Genomic DNA, 22,166 nt, shown 5'->3' on the forward strand with positions numbered 1-22,166 from the left:
ATTGAACGCGAGTAATTGCTCGTGTAAGCATCGGCCCATGGTGGCACAGGAGATTCGACAGGACGCGCAGGCGGTGCGTTACCCGCACCGATACGTCGGCATCCGACCCAGAAACGAGCGCATCGGGCGGCCCCTGCGTGCCTACGCGCGGATCGGTGCCGTCGACGAGGAACTGCTCGACCGGATCGGCCGCCGGATGGTCGCCCGCGACGAGGTGGGCGCGGACCTGGTGCGCGCGATGCGCCGCCCCCGGACGGACGCCGAGCGGGTGACCATGGCGCAGTTCCAGCGGGCGCTCGAGCACGGCATCGACGCGGTGCCGGACGCGCCGGACGCACTGCGACGGTTCTTCGCCGTGGTCGATCACGTCCCCGAATGGGTGGACTTCGGCCTGGTGGAGAAGGGTGCCCGGGCCTTCCGCCGGATGGGCCGCAGCCGCATCGACGTGCTGCTCCAGCTGTCGCTCATCGGCGGTTACCGGTTCGGTGGGCCGCCGGATCTGCTGGTCGAGACCGGGGGCCTGACCGGTTCGACCGCGATGCGACGCCTCGGCGAAACCCAGAAGTGGGGTACGGCTGTCGGCGAGCCCGGTGGGATGCGCCGGGACGGTGAGGGATTCAAGCTCACCGTGCACGTGCGCGCCATGCACGCGCTGATCAACCACCAGTTCGAGACCAACGGTCGATGGGACATCGAACGCTGGGGGCTGCCGATCAACCAGACCGACCAGGCGGCAACCCTGGGGCTGTTCAACGGCACACTGCTGCTCGGCATGCGGGCGCTCGGCTACTTCGTCACCCGTGAGGAGTCCCGGGCGGTGATGCACCTGTGGAAATACGTCGGATGGCTCATGGGCATCGACGAGGACTGGCTGTTCGACACCGAACGCGAGCAGCACGTGTTCAACTACCACGTGCTGTTGGTGCAGGACGACGTCACGCCCGCGGGGGCCGCGCTGTCCGGGGCCCTCGTGGAGGGCCAGCGCACCCTCGACTACGGCCGGTTCGGCGACGTGCGCGGCCGGTACGAGCGGCAGCGCCTGCTGAGCATGCTCCGGTACTTCCTCGGCACGCAGAGCCTGCGGGAGCTGGGTCTGCCCGTCACCCCGGCATGGGCGGTTCCGCCGGTGGTGGTCAAGAACGTCGTCATCTCCACAGTGGTCGCACGCACGCGCACCGGGAGGCGGTTCCTCGAGCGGCTCGGCGACCGGGCCGCACGGCGCGAACTCGCCTCGAAGTTCGGGGCGTCGAGGCCCGCCGTCGGCGCGCTGCCCGGCTGAGCTTTTCCCGGCCGCCCACCGGGGGCCGGATCGGTCGCGTCGTCCCGGTCGCTAGGCTTGTCCCGGCAAGCCGGACCGCCGGTCTCCAGCAGCTGCGGGCGGCGGTCGTCGAGTGGAGCGGGTGAAAGACGTTGACGGACTCCGGAGAGCTGAGCATCGGGCCCCTTGTGCGCCCGTCCGACGGCAGTGACGACACGGCGAAGGTGGTCGCCGACCTCGTCAATGCCGTCTATGCGGTCGCCGAGGAAGGCATGTGGCCGGAGGGAGCCACCCGGACCTCGGCGAGCGAGATCGCCGAATTGGCCGGTGCCGGCCGGCTCTTCGTCGCCTCGCTCGGTGACCGGATCGTGGGCTGCGTGAAGGTGGTGCAGCTCGACGCCCGCGTCGCCGAGTTCGGGATGCTCGCTGCCGATCCGGAGGTGCGGGGCGCCGGCATCGGCCGTGCCCTCGTGCGGTTCGCCGAGGCCCACGCGGCACGGCTCGGGAGCGAGATCATGCAGCTCGAGGTCATCCAGCCGAGAGACTTCGAGCACCCGTCGAAGGTGTTCCTGTCGCAGTGGTATCCGCGAATGGGGTACGAGCCGGTGCGGACGGACGGGCCCGAGGTCATGTACCCCGAACTGGTCCCGCTGCTCGCGGTCCCGTGCGACGTCGTCGTCTACCACAAGCGGCTCGGCTGACCGGTCCGTCTCCGCGTGGCGCCCGGCGCGGGCGGCGGCGACGTGCTTCCATGGTCGGACGAGTTCCGCGAGGAGGCGAGATGACGAGCAACCGTATCGGCCGCCATGCCCGGCGCGCGGGAGCCACGCTGCTGCTGACGGCCGCGGCCGTCCTCGGTGCGTCCGGTCCGGCAGCGGCCCAGGACGAGTGGCCCGAGATTCCGTCCTATCCGACACCGATGGTGCCGTTCGAGACCAAGGACTTCCTCACCCCGGCGGACCTCGACTACTGGAATCCGCTGGTGAACCGGAATCGGCTCACGTCACCGTTCGGCACCGGCACCCGGATCGTCTGCGTCGGATTCCACGGCGTGACCACCGACTGCTGGCAGGCCGATCAGAACGGACAGCCGCACAAGCTGATCCGGCTGCCGGCCAATCTGCCGAACGTCACGGGTTCGAGTCTGCCGGGCGGTGGGCCGGGACACTTCGTCTACCCGATCCTCTGAATCCGCACCGCGGACATATCAGCCGGTGAACAACACCGCTGCCTGAGCCGGCAACCGCGCGCCGTCCTTGCGGCGGAACAGTTCCGCCGGCCGGCCGGCGCCCGGACTCGACATGCGCCCGGTGCTGACGAGAGCGTCGACCACGTGGCGGCGGAACGAATCCTTCTGCAGCGGAACGCCGAATATCACCTCGTACAACCGCCGCAGCTCGAGGACGGTGAACTCGTCGCCGAGCAGTCCGTCGGGATCCACGCGCTGCGCGTAGCGGGTTCGCAGATCCGCGACGGCCGCCGCCACCATCTCGGCATGGTCGAAGGCCAACGGCTGCTCGGCCTTTCCGTCGCGCACGCACACGAGGTGGGCGTCGCCCGGAAGGTCCTTGCGAGGCAACGCCGCGGCGTGGGCGATCGAGATCACCCATCCGCGCGGGTCCCGGTCGGGAGCGTCGAACACGCCGATCTGATGGAACCGGATGCCGGTGAGTCTCGTCTTGTCACGCAGTGCACGTCGGGCGGCGTCGGCGGCGCGTTCGCGTTCGCGGAGGAAGGTGCCGGGCAGGGCCAGGTCTCCGAGACTGTGCTCGACCACCAGCACTCGCAGTTCGCCGTCGGAGTAGGTCAGCACGGCGATGTCCACCGCGGTCGAGGGGTGCGGGTACTCGGCCAGCTTCCGGCCCGCCCCGTCCGTCCAGTCGCTCACGGTTGCACTTTAGCGTGATTTTGATCTAAGTTGATAGCGCAGATTTGATCGAAATGGTCGGCGGAGGGAGCGGGAAATGGCGTTGACGGCGCAGCAGTGTGACCGGGCGGTGGGGGTGCTTCTCGCGACGGCGGCAGGGGACGCCCTCGGTGCCGGCTACGAGTTCACTCATCCCACCGCCGACGCGGTGATCGACATGATCGGCGGGGGCGTGTTCGGCTGGGAACCGGGGGAGTGGACCGACGACACCGCGATGGCCGTCGCCGTCGCCGAGGTCGCGGCCACCGGCGTCGACCTCGGCGGCGCAGCAGGTCTCGACGCGGTGGCCGCGCAGTTCGTGCGGTGGTTCGACTCCGGCCCGAAGGACATCGGCAACCAGACCCGCGCCGTGCTCTCGCATCGCCCCGCCGGCGCCGCGGCGATGCAGGCCCGCGCCCGCGCGCTGACCGGTCGCAAGGGCGGCAACGGCGCCCTGATGCGGACCGCCCCGGTCGCCCTGTCCTATCTCGGCTCGGGCGACGCGGACGCTGCCGTCGCCGCCGCCGGGGAGGTGGCGCTGCTGACCCACGACGACCCGCAGGCGGTTCAGGCCTGCCGGCTGTGGACGTATGCGATCCGCCACGCCGTCCTGCACGGCACCTTCGACGGTGTCCGCGGCTACCTGCAGGTCTGTCCCGCCGACGTCGCCGGTTACTGGGCTCCGCTGCTCGACCGGGCCGAGCACGGCACGCCCGGCGACTTCGCGAACAACGGATGGACCGTCCACGCCCTGCAGACCGCGTGGTGGGCGATCAGCACCACCGACGATTCCGACGCCGGGCACCTGCAGCGTGCCCTCGAGGCCGCGGTCCGCGCCGGCGGTGACACCGACACCACCGCCGCCATCGCGGGCGGACTGCTCGGCGCCCGCTGGGGAGCCTCGGCGGTCCCCGATCGGTGGCGGCGCATCCTGCACGGCTGGCCCGGGCGCACCGCGCACGACCTGAACCACCTGGCCACGGACGCCGCGCGGAAGGGATACGACCGCCGCGCCGCCGTCTCCGCTCACCCCACCGAACTCCAGGAGCAATCGTGACCCTGATCGACGTCGTCCACGGCGACATCACCACCCAGCGCGTCGACGCGATCGTCAACGCCGCCAAGTCCTCCCTCCTCGGCGGCGGCGGCGTCGACGGCGCCATCCATCACGCCGGCGGTCCGGAGATCCTCGCCGCCTGCAAGGCCCTGCGCGCGACGACGCTGCCCAACGGTCTGGACGTGGGCGCGGCGGTGGCCACCACCGCAGGAAAGCTCCCGGCGCGCTGGGTGATCCACACCGTCGGGCCGATCTACTCGCCTCACGAGGACCGCTCGCACCTGCTGCGGTCGGCGTACACCCGCAGCCTTGCCGTCGCCGACACCCTCGGTGCCCGGACCGTCGCGTTCCCGTTGATCTCCGCCGGTGCCTACGGCTGGCCGAAGGAAGACGCGATCCGGCAGGCGGTCACCGCCCTCACCGCCGCCCGGACCGCGGTCGAGATCGTCACGCTCGTCGCGTACGACCGGAGCGTCGCCGAACTGATGCGCCGCACCCTGGCGTAAGGCGCTGGAGCCGGCGGCCGAATGTCACACGCGTTCAATTGGATCGAATGCGTGTGACATTCGGCCGCGGCGATCCTGCGGCGCTCAGGACATCGACGGTTCCTGCGACGGCAGGGTGAACACACAACTCTCCCCGGCCCCGAGTTCGCACACCTGGCCGTCGAGACCCACCCGGACGGGGCCGTGGAACCCTTCGGGCTGAGCGAGCACCGTCAACTCGTTGCCGACGATGCGCACCCGCAGTGGCGTGCCCCGGAACCGGATCGAGAAGGACACGCCGTCGAGCCGGTCCACCAGCCGGGGCCGGAACAGCAGCACGCCCTTGTAGACCCGGGCCCCGACGAAGCTGCTCTGGAGCAGGTCCAGCGTGCCGGACATGACCCCCATGTGGATGCCTTCCTTGGTGGTTCCGCCCTGTATGTCACTGACGTCGCTCTCGAGAGCCACCATGAAGCGCTCCCACGAACTGGGCGGGTGGATGTCGGCGAGCACGCCGGCGAACGTGACGTGGCTGAGCGTCGACCCGTGCGAGGTCCGTTGGTCGTAGTACTCGATGGTGCGCCGGGCCAGTTCCTGGTCGTACGGATAACCCAGCCGCTCGAACGTCGCGTGCAACTCGTCGTCGTCGAACAGGAAGAACAGCATCACCGTGTCGGCCTGCTTGGCCATCTTGAACCGGTTCGGATCCTCGCCCTCCGCCCGGAGGATGCGATCGAGCCGCTGGATGTTGGGGTAGGCGGCACGGTAGTGCTCCCAATCGAGCTCCTCGAGCTCGTCGTAGCCCTCGAACTGGCTGATGACCCCCTCGTGGAAGGGCACGAACATCCGCCGGCTCATGTCGTCCCACGTGTGCAGCTCCTCGTCGGTCACCGCGAGCTGGGCGAGCAGGGCGCTGCGGCGGCTGGCCGAGAGCGAGTCGAGCACCGACGGCACCGTCGCCATGATCCAGGCCACCATGACGTTGGTGTAGGCGTTGTTGCGCAGTCCGTCCTCGGACGCGCCGGGATGGCGCTCGTGGAACTCGTCCGGCCCCATCACACCGTGGATCTCGTAACGTTCGCGCTCGGGGTTGAAGTGGGCGGTCGACGCCCAGAATCGGGCGATCTCGAGCATGAGCTCGGCGCCGTAGTCGGCCAGGAACTCCGTGTCGTCGGTCGCCTGCAGGAAGCGCCACACGTTGTAGAAGATCGCCGCGTTGACGTGCCGCTGATTGCGGCTGAGGTCTGGATCCCACTGTCCGGAAAGGGGGTTGAGATGTACGGCCTGGGTCTCCTCGGTGCCGTCGCTGCCGCTCTGCCAGGGGAACATCGCACCGCGGTACCCGGCCTCCTCGGCCGCGGCCTGGGCCTCCGACAGCCGTCGGTACCGGTAGAGCAGCAGGCTCCGGGTCACCTCCGGCATCCGCAGGTTCAGGAAGGGGTAGATGTACATCTCGTCCCAGAACACGTGCCCCCGGTAGGCCTCCCCGTTGAGGCCCCGCGCCGGCACCCCGACGTCGTGCCGCGCCGTGTGCCGGGAACAGACCTGCAGCACGTGCGCCACGTGGAGCCGCAGCAGCAGGTGGGCGCGCGGCTCGCTGGGCAGCCGGACGTCGCAGATGTCCCACAGCTCGTCCCACGCCGCCTCGTGCTCGGCGTACGCGGCGGCGAAGTCGGGGTACCGCAGCACGTGCCGGCCGGACGCGGCCAGCGCCTCGGTGATCGCATTGTCCCGGGAGGTGAACAACGAGACCATCTTCTCCACGCGTGTCGGCCGGCCCTCCTCGACATCGAAGCAGAGCACCTGCTGGATGTAGTCCTCCATCTGGTACAGCGAGCGGTCCACCTCCACGGGTCCGTCGTCGTAACCTTCCCCGCGGAAGACCCGGGTGCGTGCGGCCTCGGCGACGTAGATGTCGGACTGGCGGGTCTGCACCCGCAGGGCGATCGTCTCGGTGCCGAACGTGCGCGGGGACACCGGATCCAGATGGCGCCCTTCGAGCTGCCGGTAGCGGGCGACGATCTGGTTCGTGACGCGACCGTCCAGCGCGGAGACCACCTCGATCTGCCCCGACCAGTTCTCCGGGACGAGCGTCCACTCGATCCCGGCCTGGTGGCTGTGGGCCATGCTCACGAAGCGGCGGCTCCGCAGCGTCGTCTCCCGCCCGAAGCGGTCCCGGAACCGCAGCTCGCGCATCACCGTGGCGAGCCGGATGTCGTAGGTGTGCCGGTAGGACAGCACGTCGACGTTGTCGAGCCGGACCGCGTCCTGGCCCTCGATGCGCAGCTTGAGGACGAGCCAGTTGGACACGTTGACCAGGTCCTCGTTGAGTACCGGGCGTCCGCCCATGATCGTGGTCTCGCGGTTGTAGATCCCGTGCACATAGGTGCCGGGATAGTGGATGGGGCTCATGTCCTCCCACTCGGCGGTGCCGCGCGTGCAGAAGTAGCCGTTCCCGGTGGAGGTCAGCGCCTCCCGCAGTCCCTCCGACGCGCTGTCGAACCGGTCGTAGTCGAGCTCGAACTTCGGCTCCTGCACGACGTTCCCTCCCGGACTCCCGTGGCGTGGTCCGCGATCACCGCGCCAGTGCGGTCAGAAAGCGCTCCACCTCGTCGACGGAGGAGAGCACGAACTCGGCGGCCGTGGTCCGGCCTGCCATCTCCGGATCGTCCGCCCGGCCGACGAGGATGCCGATCCCACGTCCGCGCAGCGCCCGGAAGGCGTCCTCGTCGGTGATGTCGTCGCCCAGGTACACCGGTACGGTGCCGGCGGAGTCGAGGTCGAGCACCTCGATCAGGTACAGCACGGCTCGGCCCTTGTCCCAGTCGACGGCGGGCGCGAGCTCGTACACCATCTTCCCCGGGGTGACCTTCAGCTCGCCGCGGTACTCGGCGAGCAGCCCCTGCACGACCGTCGCGATCCGGTTCCGGTCGGCGGGTTCGGCGAGCCGGTAGTGCACGGCGACCGACGCCCGTTTGGGCTCCACCAGCGCCCCGGGGATCGCCCCGATCTCGGTGCGGAGCCGGTCGGTCACCGCCGCGACGAGGTCCGCGAACCGGGCGACGCGGTCGTCGGAGACGGAGCCGCGTTGCGGGGTCCAGATGTCGAAGCCGTGGCTGCCGGCCACCACCAGGTCGTCGATACCCATCAGCTGCTGCACCACCGCCCGGTCCCGGCCGGTGACGACGCATACCGGGCAGCGTGACGCGAGTTCCCGGACCACGGTGCGCATGCCGTCCGAGATCACCGCGTCCTCCGGTCGCGGCACGATCGGGGTGAGTACTCCGTCGTAGTCCAGGAACACCGCCGGCCGGCACTCCGCCAGCCGACGGGTCAGGCTTTCGTTCCCCAGCGCGCGAGGCAGATCGCGGACCGAAGTTTCCTCCATCATCGGGGCACCCCCTGTGGCGCGGCGGACGCCGCGCCTGCGGCACGGCCACGGTCTACCCTTCCACTGTAGGACCGTGTCGTGGGACGAGGGGGGTATCCCGTCCGCACCCGCGGTACGGGTGTGGGCACTACGACGGCCCGCGGGTTCGTAGACTTCAGCCATGACGTCCGGCGCAATGTTCGACCCCGCCGACGTGCAGCGCGCCGTTGCGGCACTGCACACGCCGGACATCGACCGGTGGGCCCACCGCTTCGAACTGTTGTCCGACGTGAACCGGCTGCGCTTGTTGCTGTGCCTGCACCACGCGCCGGGCATCTGTGTCACGGACCTTGCCGCAGCCCTGGAGATGACCGGCACCGCGGTGTCCCACGCGCTGCGCCTGCTGCGCAACCAGGGCTGGGTGGCGGCGGAGCGTGAGGGTCGTATGGTGCGGTACCGCCTCGTGGACGAGACGGTCCACGAGTTGCTGCATTCGATCGGCGCGACCCACCAGCACGCCGGGCACACGCACCCGGACCGTGACCACGCCGCCCCGGAGAACGGAAGCATCTGATTCCGCGTCCCCGGGGCGGGCCCGCGGCCTATCGTGAAGACGAGCCCGTGAGGTGGGCGGAGTGGGGCCGCGATGCATGAATTGTCGATCGCGCAGAGCGTCGTGGACGCGGTGTGCGAGCACGCCGGCGACCGTCGCGTGCACAGTGTGCGCGTCGCGGTGGGAGCGCTGTGTGCCGTGATCCCCGACTCGATGCTGTTCTGCTTCGAGCTGGTCACGGTGGGCACCGTCGCGGAAGGTGCACGGTTGGACATCGAGACGCCCGCCGGTGTCGGGCACTGTCGGGACTGCGGGACCGAATTCGCACTGTTCGATCCGATTCTGTTGTGCTCCTGCGGAAGTGCCGATGTCGAAGTGCGGTCGGGTCGCGAGCTTCGCATCGTGTCGATGGAGGTGAGCTGAAGCGATGTGTGCCACCTGTGGCTGTGACGACGAGGCGGGGCCGCGGATCACGGTGCCGCCCGCGCACGACCTTCCCCACGGCGCCGAGCGCGGCCACGAGCACGGCCACGAGCACGGCCACGGCCACGAGCACGGCCACGGCCACGGCCACGGCCACGAGCACGGCCACGAGCACGGCCACGGCCACGAGCACGACCGTGCGCCCGTGCAGACCGAGACCGTCACTCTCGAACAGCAGGTGCTCGCGAAGAACGACCTGCTCGCCGAGCGTACGCGGGGGTGGCTCGCGGGTCGCGGCGTGACGGCGATCAACGTGATGAGTTCGCCGGGGGCCGGCAAGACCACCCTGCTCGAACGAACGATCCGTGAGCTGTCCGGCTCCGCGCCGATCGCGGTGATCGAGGGCGACCAGGAGACCCTGCTCGATGCCGAGCGCATCCGCTCGACGGGATGCGCCGCGGTGCAGGTCAATACCGGTGCCGGATGCCATCTCGACGCGCAGATGATGCACGACGCGCTCACCGCCCTGGATCCGGCTCCGGGAACGCTGTTGTTCGTGGAGAACGTGGGGAATCTGGTGTGCCCGGCCCTCTTCGATCTGGGGGAGCAGGCCAAGGTGGTGCTCATCTCGACGCCGGAGGGAACGGACAAACCGCTCAAGTATCCGCACATCTTCGCGGTCGCCGATCTCGTCGTCGTCAACAAGGTCGACCTGCTGCCGTATGTCGACTTCGAACTCGAAACCTGTGTCCGCCACGCCGGATCGGTCAACCCCGGCGTGGAGGTGCTCGCGGTGTCGGCCACCACGGGGGAGGGCATGGAGGCGTGGTACCGCTGGATCGCCGACCGCCGGTCGGGACGATCATGATTCGTTGACATCCCTCCGGAACGGGGCGTTAATAGAGAAAGCGCCGCGCAAGTGGGCCGAGGGTCGACTCCTGCGGCGCAGGAGCGTGGGGCGCTCCGGAAGGTGGTCGGCATGCCCACACCCGAGGCCCAGGCGGCCGAAGAGGCCTTGATCCACGTGTTGTGGATCAACGCCGGGCTCAGTTGCGACGGCGATTCCGTGGCTCTCACCGCCGCCACGCAACCCAGTGTGGAAGAGATTGCACTCGGCGCGCTGCCGGGGCTGCCGAAGGTCGCGGTGCATTGGCCGCTGATCGATTTCGAATGCGGCCCCCAGGGTGGTGCGGACGACTTCCTCGAATGGTTCCGCAAGGCGGACCGCGGCGAGCTCGAGCCGTTCGTGCTGGTGGTCGAGGGTTCGATCCCCAACGAGAAGCTGCACGACGAGGGGTACTGGTCCGGCTTCGGCAACAACGAAGAGACCGGGCAACCGATCACCACCAGCGAGTGGCTCGACCGGCTGGCGCCGAAGGCCACGGCGATCGTCGCGGCGGGCACCTGCGCCACGTACGGCGGCATTCACGCCATGGCCGGTAACCCGACCGGCGCGATGGGCGTGCCCGACTACCTGGGCTGGGAATGGAAGTCGAAGGCGGGTATCCCGATCGTGTGCGTGCCGGGATGCCCCATCCAGCCGGACAACCTGTCCGAGACGCTGACCTACCTGCTGTACCAGGCGACGAATCAGGCGCCGATGATCCCGCTGGACGAGGCACTGCGGCCGCAGTGGCTGTTCGGCATCACCGTCCACGAGGGCTGCGATCGCGCCGGGTACTACGAGCAGGGCGACTTCGCCACCGAGTACGGCTCCCCGAAGTGCATCGTGAAGATCGGCTGCTGGGGGCCGGTTGTCAAATGCAATGTCCCCAAACGTGGTTGGATGAACGGAATCGGCGGATGCCCCAACGTGGGGGGTATCTGCATCGGCTGCACGATGCCCGGCTTCCCGGACAAGTTCATGCCGTTCATGGACGAGCCGCCCGGGGGGAAGCTCTCGACGCGGGCGGTCGGCGTGTACGGCTCGGCCGTGCGGCAGCTGCGGAGCCTGACGAAGAGCACATTGGACAAGGAGCCGACCTGGCGTACGCCCGGTACGGAACTCACCACCGGCGCGACCCGTACCTGGTAGTCCCGCCCCGAGAGAGGCAGCCCGATGACAGCCACCGTCCCCGATCCCGCCGCCGGCAGCAACCTGGTGGAGATGGCGTGGGATCCGATCACCAGAATCGTGGGCAGTCTGGGTATCTACACGAAGATCGACTTCGCGAACCGCGAAGTGGCCGAATGTCACAGCACCTCGTCGATCTTCCGTGGCTACTCGCTGTTCATGAAGGGCAAGGACCCGCGCGACGCGCATTTCATCACCAGCCGCATCTGCGGTATCTGCGGGGACAACCACGCCACCTGTTCCTGTTATGCGCAGAACATGGCGTACGGCGCCAGGCCGCCGCACCTCGGTGAGTGGATCGTCAACCTCGGTGAGGCCGCGGAATACATGTTCGACCACAACATCTTCCAGGAGAACCTGGTGGGGGTCGACTACTGCGAGAAGATGGTCTCCGAGACCAATCCGGGGGTGCTGGCGAAGGCCGAGAACACCCGGGCCCCCCGGGCGGACCAGCACGGCTACCGCACGATCGCGGACATCATGCGCTCGCTCAACCCGTTCACCGGCGAGTTCTACCGCGAGGCACTGCATGTGAGCCGCTCGACCCGGGAGATGTTCTGTCTCATGGAGGGTCGCCACGTGCACCCGTCCACCCTGTACCCGGGCGGTGTCGGCACGGTCGCCACGATCCAGCTGATGACCGACTACCTGACCCGGCTCATGCGCTACGTCGAGTTCATGAAGAAGGTCGTGCCCATGCACGACGACCTGTTCGACTTCTTCTACGAGGCGCTGCCGGGGTACGAGAAGGTGGGGCTGCGGCGCACCCTGCTCGGGTGCTGGGGTTCGTTCCAGGACCCGGAGACGTGCAACTTCGCCTACCGGGACATGGAGGACTGGGGCCGGAAGATGTTCGTCACCCCGGGGGTGGTCGTCGACGGCAAGCTGGTGACGACCTCGCTGGTGGACATCAACCTGGGCCTGCGCATCCTGCTCGGCTCCTCGTACTACGAGGACTGGACGGATCAGGAGATGTTCGTGAAGACCGATCCGCTGGGCAATCCGGTGGACCGTCGCCATCCCTGGAACCAGCACACCAATCCGAGACCACAGAAACGCGATCTCGAGGACAAGTACAGCTGGGTGATGTCGCCCCGCTGGTTCGACGGCACCGACTACCTGGCCCTCGACACCGGAGGCGGGCCGCTGGCCCGGCTGTGGTCGACGGCGCTGGCCGGGCTTGTCGACATCGGCTACGTCAAGTCCACCGGGTCGAGCGTGCAGATCAACCTCCCCAAGACCGCGCTGAAGGGGCCGGTGACGTTGGAGTGGAAGATCCCGCAGCACGGCAGCAACACCCTCGAACGCAACCGGGCCCGCACCTACTTCCAGGCCTATGCCGCCGCGTGCGCCCTGCACTTCGCCGAGAAGGCGCTGGTGGAGATCCGGGCCGGCCGCACCAAGACCTGGGAACCGTTCGAGGTCCCCGACGAGGGCATCGGCTGCGGGTTCACCGAGGCGGTGCGCGGCGTTCTCTCGCATCATCTGGTGATCCGCGACGGGAAGATCGCCAACTACCATCCGTATCCGCCGACACCGTGGAACGCCAGCCCGCGCGACAGCTACGGCACACCCGGCCCGTACGAGGATGCGGTGCAGGGGCAGCCGATCTTCGAGGAGAACGACCGCGAGCACTTCAAGGGCATCGACATCATGCGCACCGTGCGCAGTTTCGACCCGTGCCTGCCCTGCGGGGTGCACATGTACCTCGGAGACGGGAAGACCCTCGAGAAACTGCACTCGCCGACCCAGTCGGTCACCGGGGAGTGACGGATGGAGCGATGGCGGGAGTCGGGTGAACGTATCGAGGCACTGCTGGACGCGAGCTCCGCGGCCGGGCCGGCGGCGCGCGAACGGGCCGAGGACCTGGTCCGGGAGGTGATGGGACTCTACGGGGCGGGACTCGCCGGAATCTGCGACGCGCTGGCCCGGTATCCCGGCGCGATGGACGACCTGGCCCGCGACGACCTGGTCGCCAGCCTGCTGCTGATCCACGGGCTGCACCCGCACGACGTGGAGACCCGGGTGCGCACGGCGCTGGACGGGGTGCGCCCGTACCTCGGGTCGCACGGCGGGGACGTCGAGCTGGTCGCGATCCGCGACGACGTGGTCCGGTTGCGTCTGCTCGGCAGCTGCCACGGATGCCCGTCGTCGGCGGTGACCCTGGAGCTGGCCGTGCAGGACGCGGTGCGGGCGGCGGCGCCGGAGATCACCGAACTCGAGGTCGAGACCGCCGGGTCCACGGGGCAAGGACTCATTCCCGCGGCGGCGCTGTTCACCCGGGTGCATTCCGATGTTCGTGGAACATGGTGTGCGGCGCCGGAACTCGACGAGATCCCGGAAGGTGAGGTCGGCGGCTTCGTCGTCGCCGGACTGCCGGTTCTGGTGTGCCGCGTCGCCGGTGAGCTCCTCGCCTACCGGGACCGGTGCCCGGTCTGCACCCACGCGTTCGCCGGCGCGGCGCTGCACCGGCGGGCCGGGGCCGGGGCGGACGCGGCGGTGCTGCGGTGCCCGACCTGTGCGGCGCACTTCGACGTGCGCGGTGCCGGGGTCCGGCTCGACGCGGGCGACGAACACCTCGAACCGGTGCCGGTGCTGGTGCGGGACGGCGTGCTGTCGGTGGCCGTGCCCGCCGGGGTGGCGTGATGCCGTCCCCCTTCGAGGTCCTGCAGCGCATCGCCGCACCTCGGCCGGCGGGGGAGCGCTGCGAGATGTGCGCCGTGGGCATCGGCGACGGGCACGGGCACGTCGTCGACGTGCAGGCACGCCAGCTGATGTGCGTGTGCCGGGCCTGCTGTCTGCTGTTCACCGATCCCGGGGCAAAACTGCGCTACCGGGCGGTGCCGGAGCGGTACCTGTCCTTCCCGGAGTTCGCGCTCACCCCCGGCGCCTGGGCGAGCCTCGAGATCCCGGTGAACCTGGCGTTCTTCTTCCGGAATTCGACCCTGGGCCGGACCGTCGCGTTCTATCCCGGCCCGGCCGGCGCGACCGAATCGGAGCTGCCGCTCGACGCCTGGGAGGCGCTGTGCGGCGGCAACCCGTCGCTCCTGCCCCCGCTGCCGGACGTCGAGGCGCTGCTCGTGCGGGTTCCGCGACGGGGCGCCGCCGACTGTCATCTGGTGCCCATCGACGCCTGCTACGCGCTGGTCGGCCGGCTGCGACGGGTCTGGCGCGGCTTCGACGGCGGCACCGATGCCCGTGCCGAGCTCGACGCCTTCTTCGCGGAGGTCGCCCGGCGGAGCCGTCCCGTCCCGGCGAGGGGGCAGGCGTGACCGCCCTGGACTTCACGGTCGTCGACATCGCTCCCGAACCGTATGCCGCCACCCCGAGCCTCTCGGCGCGCCTCCGGATCCGGGAAACCACGGGTGCGCCGGTGCACAGCGTGGCGCTGCGCTGCCAGGTGCGCCTGGAACCGGCCCGCCGACGCTACGGTCCGGACGCCGAGGCCGCCCTGGGAGACCTGTTCGGCACCCGCGACCGGTGGGGCAGCACCCTCTCCTCGTTCGCGTGGTTGCAGACGTCCACGATGGTGCCGGGCTTCGCCGGCGAGTGCGAGACGGCACTGCCGCTGCCGTGCACGTACGACTTCGAGGTCGCGGCCGCCCGGTATCTGCACGCCCTCGACGACGGCGCGGTGCCGCTGCTGCTGCTGTTCAGCGGGACGGTGTTCGGCCGCGGCGGCGGCGGGGTGGCTGTCGAGCCGGTGCCGTGGGACCGCGAGGCCCGCTACGACCTGCCGGTCTCGGTGTGGCACGAGATGATCCGCAGCCACTTCCCCGGCACCGGGTTCGCCCGCATGGGGCACGACACGCTGGCCGCGCTGACCCGGTACAAGGTGGCGCACGGGCACACCGATCTCGACGCGGCGGTCACCGAACTGCTCGCCGCGGCCGAGGCGAGGCCGGCCGCGGCGACCGGCGCGGGGGAGGCGGCGTCGTGACCGTGCAGGGACAGGCTGATCGGGTGCGAGCGGTGGCCGACGCTGTGCTGTACGAGGGCTACCTGTTGTACCCGTACCGGGCCAGTTCCCGTAAGAACCACTCCCGCTGGCAGTTCGGTGTGCTCGGCCCGCCCGGCGCCGCCGCTGCGGGGATCGGCGAGGAGCCGGCGCTGGCCACGCAGTGCGTGCTGCGCCCACTGCGCGCCGACGCCACGATCGACGTGGTCGTGCGGTTCCTGCAACTGCAGACCCGCACGGTGCAGCGCCGCGACGGCGACGACTACGTCACCGTGGCCGAACTGACCGTCGCGGGCCGCTCGTGGATCGGGTGGGACGAGGCCGTGGAATGCGAGATTCCCCTCGGGCCGCTGCCGGTCACCGAACTCGCCGTCCCGCGTATGGTTCCGGTCGCCGTTCCCGGCGGTGCGGACATCGAACTGCTCACCGCCGCGGACGGTGCCGTCACCGGCCGGGTGGTACGCACGCGGTGGCCGGTGCACGCCGTCGTTCGTGTGGAGCGGGGCCCGTCCGCCGGAACCGGTGCGGCGATGCGCCTGGATCTCACCGTCGAGAACACCGGCGATGCACCCGTGGACGCCGCCGACGCGCTGCGACGGTCGCTGATCGGGGCGCATCTGATCCTCGCCGCCCGCGGCGGGCGGTTCGTCTCGCTGCTCGAGCCGCCCGCCGACGTCGCCGACCTCGCGGACGAGTGCGCACACACCCGGTGTTTCCCGGTCCTCGCCGGCGACGCCGACCCTGCCACACCCGGCGAGTCCGCCACGCTGCTGGTGTCCCCGATCATCCTGTACGACCATCCGCAGGTCGCCGAGCAGAGCGGCGGGGACCTGTTCGACGCCACCGAGATCGACGAGATCCTCACCCTGCGGGTCCTGACCCTGACCGACGAGGAGAAGGCCGAGGCGCGGGCCACCGACCCCCGGGCCGCGCAGATCGTCGAACGCTGCGAGACGATGACCCCCGCCGAGATGCAGGCCCTGCACGGCATCCTGCGGGACCCGCACCGCGAGGGCGGGCTGATTCCAGAATTGCCCGACGGCGTCGACTGGTGGACCCCCGAGGCGGACACCAGCGTCCGGCCCGAGACGGACGGGGTGCTGATCGGCGGGATCCGGGTCGCGCAGGGCAGCCTGGTGCGGCTGCACCCGTCGCGCCGGGCCGACGCGCAGGACCTGTTCTTCCGGGACCGGGTGGCGCGCGTGGCCACCGTGCACGCCGACGTCGACGGCGAGACCCACGTCGGGGTCGTCCTCGTCGACGATCCGGCCGCGGACCTGCACGACTGGTACGGGCGCTACCTGTACTTCGCGCCCGACGAACTCGAGCCGCTCGGGAGGAAAGAGGAGCCATGAGATTCATCGGAATGCTGGCCACCGCGGCACTGGCCGCCGCGGTGATCGGCGGGGTGGTCGTGACGGTGCAGTCGCTGCCGGACATCCAGCGGTACCTGCGGATGCGCAGGATGTGACGTGGTGCGGATCCTGGTGGCGGGCATCGGCAACATCTTCCTCGGCGACGACGGCTTCGGCCCCGAGGTGGTGCGGCGGATCCCGGCCGACACACCCGGAACCCGGGTGGTGGACTACGGGATCCGCGGCATGCACCTGGCCTACGACCTGCTCGACGGGTGGGACGCGCTCGTGCTCGTCGACGCCGTCCCCGGCGCCGGCGAGCCGGGCGCCGTGCGGGTCTTCGAAGCCGACACCGCCACGCGGGGGCCGGCGGGAATCGACGCGCACGCCATGGACCCGGCCGCGGTGTTCGCGAGCCTCGAGGCGCTCGGCGGGCAGGCGCCCCCCACCGTGGTGGTGGGCTGCCAGGTGGCGGCGGTCGAGGAGGGCATCGGGCTGTCCCCGGCGGTCGCCGCGGCCGTCGGCCCGGCCGTCGATGCCGTCCGGCGCACCGTGCGCCGCCTGCGTGCGCAGGCGCCGCCGGCGGGAGCCGCGGTCGCCGGGGACGAGGGCTGAGCGGTGTGCCTCGGCATCCCGGGACGGGTGATCCGGCGGCTCGACGGCTACGCCGGGCAGCTCGCCCTCGTCGACGTGGCCGGCGAGGAGCGCAAGGTGAACGTCGGCATGCTCGACGACCCGGACCTCGCGCCCGGCGACTGGATCGTCATCCACATGGGCTTCGCGATGGATCGGGTCGACGAGGCCGGCGCGCGGCGCGCGATGGAAGGGCTCGAACTGATGGGACGGCCCCGGGACGAACCGGGAGCGGCGCCGTGATCCCCGTGGCCGAGCGACGGCGCCTGGTGGTGCGTGGCGTGGTGCAGGGCGTCGGCTTCCGGCCGTTCGTCGCCGGGCTGGCCCGCGAGTTGCGCCTGGGCGGGTACTGCGGCAACGACGACTCCGGGGTGTTCCTCGAGATCGAGGGTGCCGCCGCGGATCTGGACGAGTTCACCCGCCGCCTGCGCGACGACGCACCGCCGCTGGCCGTGCTCGTCGACGTGGCCACCGCCCCGCGAATGCCGCGCGGCGAGGACGACTTCCGCATCGTCGAGAGTCACCACGCGGACGGGGCGCGCACCCTGGTCCCGCCGGACGTGGCGACGTGCGCCGACTGCCTGCGCGAGCTGAACGATCCCGCCGACCGGCGCTACCGGCATCCCTTCGTCAACTGCACCCACTGCGGGCCCCGCTACACGGTGATCACGGACCTGCCGTACGACCGGCCGGCGACGACCATGGCCCGGTTCCCCCTGTGCCCGAGTTGCGCCCGCGAGTACACCGATCCCACGGACCGCCGCTACCACGCCCAGCCGATCTGCTGCCCGGACTGCGGGCCGCGGATCTTCGCCGTACGCGACGGCCGCCGGATCGACGGAGACTCGGAGGTGCTGGCCACGGTGCAGGCGGCGCTCGCCGCCGGGGACATCGTGGCGGTCAAGGGACTCGGCGGCTTCCATCTCGTGTGCGATGCCACGAACCCCACCGCGGTGAACCGGCTGCGGGAGCGGAAACACCGGCCGGACAAGCCGTTCGCCGTGATGGCGCCGGACGTCGCGGCCGTCGCCGCGGTGTGCCTGCTGTCCGCGGCCGAGCAGGCCGTGCTCACCGCGCCGGCCCGGCCGATCGTGTTGCTGCGGGCCCGTCCCGGCGCGGCCGTCGCCGACGCGGTCGCACCCGGACTCGACGAGCTCGGGGTGATGCTGCCGTACACGCCGCTGCACCACCTGTTGTTCGCGCCGGTGCCCGGGCACGGGAACGATGTGCCGCGGCTGCTGGTGGCGACGTCGGGAAACCTGTCCGGTGAGCCTCTCTGCTTCCGCAACGACGACGCCCTGGCCCGGCTCGGCGGCATCGCCGATCTGTTCCTGATGCACGACCGGGACATCGCGGTGCCGTGCGAGGACTCGGTGGTCGCGGTCGCCGACGGCATGGAACTGCCGCTGCGGCGCTCCCGGGGATTTGCGCCGATGCCGGTGCTGCTCGGCGGCGCGGCGCCGGTGGTCCTCGCGGTCGGCGCCGAGGTGAAGAACACCTTCTGCCTGACCCGGCAGGACTACGCCTTCTGTTCGGCGCATCTCGGGGACATGGGCACGGTGGAGAGCCGGCGCGCCTTCGAGGCGTCGGTCGCGCAGCTGACCGCCCTGCACCGCGTCACCCCCGAGGTGGTGGTGGCCGACGCGCATCCCGGCTACGCGACCCGGGAGTGGGCCGAACGCTACTGCGAGGACCACGACGTCGAGCTGCGCGCAGTGCAACACCACCACGCGCACGTCGCGTCCCTGCTCGCCGAGCATCGCCGGCTCGGTACCCCCGTGCTGGGGATCGCGTTCGACGGCACCGGATACGGCTGCGACCGCACCGTCTGGGGCGGGGAGCTGCTGCTGGTGGGAACGGATCCCTGCGACGCCCGGCGCGCCGGGCACCTGCGGTCGTTCCCGCTGCCCGGCGGCGACGTCGCCGTGCGCACCCCGGCCCGGGTCGCGCTGGCCGTGCTGCGGGAGGCCGGCATCGAGGAGATCGAGGACCTGCCGTGCGTGAGCGCGCTCGGTGCCGCCGAACGCGCCCTGGTGGACTCGCAGCTGGCGTCGGGCGTCGGCTGCGTGCGCACCACCAGCGCCGGCCGGCTGTTCGACGCGGTGGCCTCCGTGCTGGGGGTGCGGCACCGGATCAGCTACGAGGCGCAGGCCGCGATCGAACTCGAGGTGCTGGCGCGCACCGCCACGGATGCCGCGCCGGTGCATTCGTCGCTGCGGGGGGACGAGCTGGACTGGGCCGGCACGCTGGCCTGCCTCGTCGCCGGCGTCCGGCTCGGGGTCCCCGCCGCGGACCTCGCGGCGGGCTTCCACCGTGCGCTGGCATCGGCAACAGTGCGGTTGGCGGCCCGGATCGCCGATGCGGCGGAGGTACGCACCATCGGCCTGACGGGCGGCGTGTTCCAGAATCGGCTCCTGCTGGGCATGGTCCGAACTATGCTGCAGGACAGAGGGTTCGAGGTGCTGACACACAAGCGGGTGCCGCCGAACGACGGTGGCCTGTCGCTGGGGCAGGCCGCGCTCGGTGCCGCGTTCGCACGCGGCCGGGCCGTGGACCCTGCCGGGACGGGACGAGCGCGATGACATCGACACACGACACCGAGCCGATCGGCGCGGAACTCGCCGCCGACCTCGCCGCGACGGCGCTGAGCCTGGCCCGCCGGTTCCATGCCGGGGCGACCCTGTGGGTGGTGTCCCCGCAGTGGGAGCCGCACGCCCATCACGTGGCGGTCGAGTTCGTGCACCCCGTGATCATGGGTAAACGGGCGTTGCCGTCGGTGTCGCTCGTGGAGCCGGACCCGGTCGCCCAGTGCCGGGTCGCCGCCCGCCCCGGCGACGTCATCCTGGCGGTCGCCTCCGCCGATCAGCCGGCCGTGCGCGAGATCGCCCGGCGCGCACCCGCGTGGGGCACCGACACCATCTGGATCGGCTCCGGTCCGCGGCCCGCGCCCGGTGCGGCCACCCACGTGCTGTGGGTGGACTCGGACGATCCGATGGTGCCCGCCACCGGGCGGTTCGTGCTGCTGTACCACCTGCTGTGGGAACTGACGCACGTGTGCTTCGAGCATCCAGGCCTGCTCGCCGACCCGGGCTGCACCGACGAGGTGTGCGTGACCTGCAGCGACGAGGGCCGGCTCGGCGAGGTGATGTGGCCGGCCGACGACACCGGCGCCGCGCCGGTGCGGACCGCGGCCGGCCGGGAGCGGGTCGACGTCTCCCTCCTCGGCGACGTCACGCCCGGCGACCTGGTGCTGGTGCACGGCGGCGTCGCCCTCACCAGACTCGACGCGCCGGAACTCGATGCTGGGGCACTCGATGAGGGGGAACGGCTGTGAGCACCGAACCGGACGGCACCGACTTCCTGTACCCGTTCATCGACGCGCAGGAGCACGACGCCACCGCCCTGTTGCGCGACCTTGCGGAATCCGCCCGCGGCAAGGCGGCCGACAGCGCGCGTCTGCAACGGGCTTCGCTGGACGAATGGGGCGAGGACCTCGTCGCGGCGGGGCAGCGCATGGCCGAGCGTTTCGCTCGCGGCGGCCGGCTCTACACCTTCGGCAACGGCGGCAGCTCCACCGACGCAGCGACCCTGGCGACGCTGTTCAGCCGGCCGGCCCGGGGACGGCCGGTGCCGGCCTGGTCGCTCGCCGCGGACCAGGCGGTGGTGACGGCGCTCGGCAACGACGTCGGATTCGAGCTGATCTTCTCGCGGCAGATCATCGCGCACGCGCACGGCGACGACGTCGCGATCGCCCTGTCCACGTCTGGCAACTCCGACGACCTGATGACGGCGCTGGCGGAGGCGCGGCGGCGGGGACTGCTCACCATCGGATTCGCGGGGCACGACGGCGGCCGGATGGCCGCCACCGACGATCTCGACTTCTGCTTCACCATCCGCTCGCAGAGCATCCACCGGATCCAGGAGAGCCACGCCCTGATCGGGTACCGGCTGTGGTCGGCCGCGCAGGAACACCTGGCGCGCGCGGAATCGGCGACGGGAGGCGGACGGTGAGCACATCGGCCGAACGCGAGGACCGGGTCCTCGAACGGATCGAGGCGTTCCGGCGGCGCCGGCCGCGCCTGCGCGACACCGTGATCTCCCTCTCGCACGGCGCCGGGGGCAAGGCGTCCGCGGCCCTGGTGGATTCGGTCTTCGTCGAGGCCTTCCGCAACACCGAACTCGAGCAGCTCGGCGACGCCGCCACCGTGCGCCTCGACTCCGGGGAGAGACTGTCGTTCTCGACGGACTCGTTCGTCGTCAAGCCGCTGTCGTTTCCGGGCGGCTCGATCGGGCACCTCGCCGTGCACGGCACGGTCAACGACCTTGCCGTGTCGGGCGCGCGGCCGCGGTGGCTGTCCGCGGCGTTCGTCATCGAGGAGGGCTTCGAGATCGCGCGGCTGCGCGAGATCGTCGCCGACATGGCTGCGGCCGCCACCCGGTCCGGGGTCGAGATCGTCACCGGCGACACCAAGGTGGTGGGCCGGGGCGCCGCCGACGGTCTCTACATCAGCACCGCCGGGGTCGGCCTGGTTCCCGCCGGGCGCCGCCTCGGGGCCGACCTGGTGCGCCCCGGCGACCGCGTGCTGATCTCGGGGACGCTCGGCGACCACGGCATGGCGGTGCTGCTGGCCCGCGGCGACCTGGCGATCGAAGCGGACATCGCCTCCGACACGGCGCCGGTGCACGAGCTGGTGGCGGCCCTGCTCGCAGCCGCGCCGTCGACCCGGTGGATGCGTGACCCCACCCGCGGTGGCGTCGGTACCGTCTGCAACGAGCTGGCGCAGGCCACCGGCTTGGCGGTGGTGCTCGACGAGGCCGTGCTGCCGATCCGGCCGACGGTGACCGGGGCGTGCGACATGCTCGGCATCGACCCGCTGTACGTCGCCAACGAGGGCAAGTTCGTCGCGGTCGTCGCCCCGGACGAGGCGGACGCCGCCCTCGCCGCACTGCGGGCGTGCCCCGGCGGCGGCGACGCCGCGGAGATCGGGGAGATCCTGGCCGAACCGGAGGGCATCGTCGCGTTGCGTACCGCGTTCGGGGGCAGCCGGATCGTGGACATGCTCGTGGGCGATCCGCTGCCCCGGATCTGCTGAG

General features: G+C 70.9%; 23 protein-coding genes. 20 read left to right on the forward strand and 3 right to left on the reverse strand.

Translation table 11 applies throughout. The features are described from left to right. The first annotated feature begins 37 nt into the window (after positions 1–37). From HFP48_RS02960 to HFP48_RS02970, 3 genes are all read left to right on the forward strand, one after another. On the forward strand, positions 38–1,279 hold the full coding sequence (locus HFP48_RS02960) for an oxygenase MpaB family protein (RefSeq protein ID WP_065923107.1): 1,242 nt from the start codon (positions 38–40) through the stop codon (positions 1,277–1,279). Positions 1,280–1,446: 167 nt separating this feature from the next. Further along, positions 1,447–1,959 (forward strand): GNAT family N-acetyltransferase, encoded by a 513-nt coding sequence (locus HFP48_RS02965; RefSeq protein WP_065923106.1) that lies wholly within the window; start codon positions 1,447–1,449, stop codon positions 1,957–1,959. 80 nt (positions 1,960–2,039) lie between these two features. After that, a complete protein-coding gene (locus HFP48_RS02970) occupies positions 2,040–2,447 on the forward strand; it encodes a hypothetical protein (protein ID WP_006942012.1) in 408 nt (135 codons plus the stop codon). Positions 2,448–2,465: 18 nt separating this feature from the next. On the opposite strand, the gene HFP48_RS02975 is transcribed toward HFP48_RS02970, so the two are convergent. Then, positions 2,466–3,146, reverse strand: coding sequence for an NUDIX domain-containing protein (locus HFP48_RS02975; protein ID WP_168578998.1), 681 nt, complete (start codon positions 3,144–3,146; stop codon positions 2,466–2,468). A 76-nt stretch (positions 3,147–3,222) separates the two neighbouring features. On the opposite strand from HFP48_RS02975, the gene HFP48_RS02980 reads away from it, so the two are divergent. Further along, entirely contained in the window at positions 3,223–4,221 is a 999-nt protein-coding gene (locus HFP48_RS02980; RefSeq protein ID WP_210432799.1) for an ADP-ribosylglycohydrolase family protein, read from the forward strand. After that, entirely contained in the window at positions 4,218–4,727 is a 510-nt protein-coding gene (locus tag HFP48_RS02985; protein ID WP_168578999.1) for an O-acetyl-ADP-ribose deacetylase, read from the forward strand. The genes HFP48_RS02980 and HFP48_RS02985 overlap by 4 nt, the downstream gene beginning before the upstream one ends. A gap of 84 nt (positions 4,728–4,811) precedes the next feature. Here HFP48_RS02985 and HFP48_RS02990 read toward each other — a convergent pair whose 3' ends face one another. Together HFP48_RS02990 and otsB are read right to left on the reverse strand one after the other, a co-directional pair. Beyond that, positions 4,812–7,244, reverse strand: a complete 2,433-nt coding sequence (locus tag HFP48_RS02990) for a glycosyl hydrolase family 65 protein (protein WP_006942004.1) — start codon at positions 7,242–7,244, stop codon at positions 4,812–4,814. Positions 7,245–7,281: 37 nt separating this feature from the next. Next, positions 7,282–8,097 (reverse strand): trehalose-phosphatase, encoded by an 816-nt coding sequence (gene otsB / locus HFP48_RS02995; protein WP_006942003.1) that lies wholly within the window; start codon positions 8,095–8,097, stop codon positions 7,282–7,284. 160 nt (positions 8,098–8,257) lie between these two features. Between otsB and HFP48_RS03000 the strand changes: the two genes are divergently transcribed. The 15 genes from HFP48_RS03000 to hypE all read left to right on the forward strand — a co-directional run bounded on the left by HFP48_RS03000 (position 8,258) and on the right by hypE (position 22,165). Further along, positions 8,258–8,650: a metalloregulator ArsR/SmtB family transcription factor gene (locus HFP48_RS03000; RefSeq protein ID WP_029547178.1), complete on the forward strand. Its 393-nt coding sequence runs from the start codon at positions 8,258–8,260 to the stop codon at positions 8,648–8,650. A 72-nt stretch (positions 8,651–8,722) separates the two neighbouring features. After that, positions 8,723–9,052, forward strand: coding sequence for a hydrogenase maturation nickel metallochaperone HypA (locus tag HFP48_RS03005; protein ID WP_006941999.1), 330 nt, complete (start codon positions 8,723–8,725; stop codon positions 9,050–9,052). 4 nt (positions 9,053–9,056) lie between these two features. Then, positions 9,057–9,920, forward strand: a complete 864-nt coding sequence (gene hypB / locus HFP48_RS03010; protein WP_168579000.1) for a hydrogenase nickel incorporation protein HypB — start codon at positions 9,057–9,059, stop codon at positions 9,918–9,920. 111 nt (positions 9,921–10,031) lie between these two features. After that, positions 10,032–11,087, forward strand: a complete 1,056-nt coding sequence (locus tag HFP48_RS03015; protein ID WP_043801121.1) for a hydrogenase expression protein HypE — start codon at positions 10,032–10,034, stop codon at positions 11,085–11,087. 24 nt (positions 11,088–11,111) lie between these two features. After that, positions 11,112–12,896: a nickel-dependent hydrogenase large subunit gene (locus HFP48_RS03020; protein ID WP_029547181.1), complete on the forward strand. Its 1,785-nt coding sequence runs from the start codon at positions 11,112–11,114 to the stop codon at positions 12,894–12,896. A gap of 3 nt (positions 12,897–12,899) precedes the next feature. Beyond that, positions 12,900–13,772 carry a NifU family protein gene (locus tag HFP48_RS03025; RefSeq protein ID WP_029547182.1) on the forward strand — a complete coding sequence of 291 codons (873 nt, stop codon included), beginning with the start codon at positions 12,900–12,902 and terminating at the stop codon, positions 13,770–13,772. Continuing rightward, a complete protein-coding gene (locus HFP48_RS03030; RefSeq protein ID WP_006941983.1) occupies positions 13,772–14,398 on the forward strand; it encodes a DUF5947 family protein in 627 nt (208 codons plus the stop codon). The genes HFP48_RS03025 and HFP48_RS03030 overlap by 1 nt, the downstream gene beginning before the upstream one ends. Continuing rightward, positions 14,395–15,066, forward strand: a complete 672-nt coding sequence (locus HFP48_RS03035; RefSeq protein ID WP_006941981.1) for a DUF6084 family protein — start codon at positions 14,395–14,397, stop codon at positions 15,064–15,066. Before HFP48_RS03030 ends, HFP48_RS03035 begins: the two co-directional genes overlap by 4 nt. Further along, entirely contained in the window at positions 15,063–16,439 is a 1,377-nt protein-coding gene (locus HFP48_RS03040) for a hypothetical protein (protein ID WP_168579001.1), read from the forward strand. The genes HFP48_RS03035 and HFP48_RS03040 overlap by 4 nt, the downstream gene beginning before the upstream one ends. Before the next feature lie 120 nt (positions 16,440–16,559). After that, positions 16,560–17,054: a hydrogenase maturation protease gene (locus HFP48_RS03045; protein WP_155948219.1), complete on the forward strand. Its 495-nt coding sequence runs from the start codon at positions 16,560–16,562 to the stop codon at positions 17,052–17,054. A 3-nt stretch (positions 17,055–17,057) separates the two neighbouring features. Then, positions 17,058–17,315, forward strand: a complete 258-nt coding sequence (locus HFP48_RS03050; protein ID WP_006941975.1) for a HypC/HybG/HupF family hydrogenase formation chaperone — start codon at positions 17,058–17,060, stop codon at positions 17,313–17,315. Then, entirely contained in the window at positions 17,312–19,654 is a 2,343-nt protein-coding gene (gene hypF / locus HFP48_RS03055; RefSeq protein WP_168579002.1) for a carbamoyltransferase HypF, read from the forward strand. Before HFP48_RS03050 ends, hypF begins: the two co-directional genes overlap by 4 nt. Beyond that, entirely contained in the window at positions 19,651–20,406 is a 756-nt protein-coding gene (locus tag HFP48_RS03060; RefSeq protein WP_006941967.1) for a HypC/HybG/HupF family hydrogenase formation chaperone, read from the forward strand. Before hypF ends, HFP48_RS03060 begins: the two co-directional genes overlap by 4 nt. After that, positions 20,403–21,083 carry an SIS domain-containing protein gene (locus HFP48_RS03065; protein WP_006941965.1) on the forward strand — a complete coding sequence of 227 codons (681 nt, stop codon included), beginning with the start codon at positions 20,403–20,405 and terminating at the stop codon, positions 21,081–21,083. Before HFP48_RS03060 ends, HFP48_RS03065 begins: the two co-directional genes overlap by 4 nt. After that, positions 21,080–22,165, forward strand: a complete 1,086-nt coding sequence (hypE, locus tag HFP48_RS03070) for a hydrogenase expression/formation protein HypE (RefSeq protein ID WP_282597447.1) — start codon at positions 21,080–21,082, stop codon at positions 22,163–22,165. The genes HFP48_RS03065 and hypE overlap by 4 nt, the downstream gene beginning before the upstream one ends. The last annotated feature ends 1 nt before the right edge of the window (position 22,166 follow it).

The sequence above is a fragment of the Rhodococcus sp. DMU1 genome (assembly GCF_012272955.1).
Lineage (GTDB): Bacteria > Actinomycetota > Actinomycetes > Mycobacteriales > Mycobacteriaceae > Rhodococcus > Rhodococcus aetherivorans.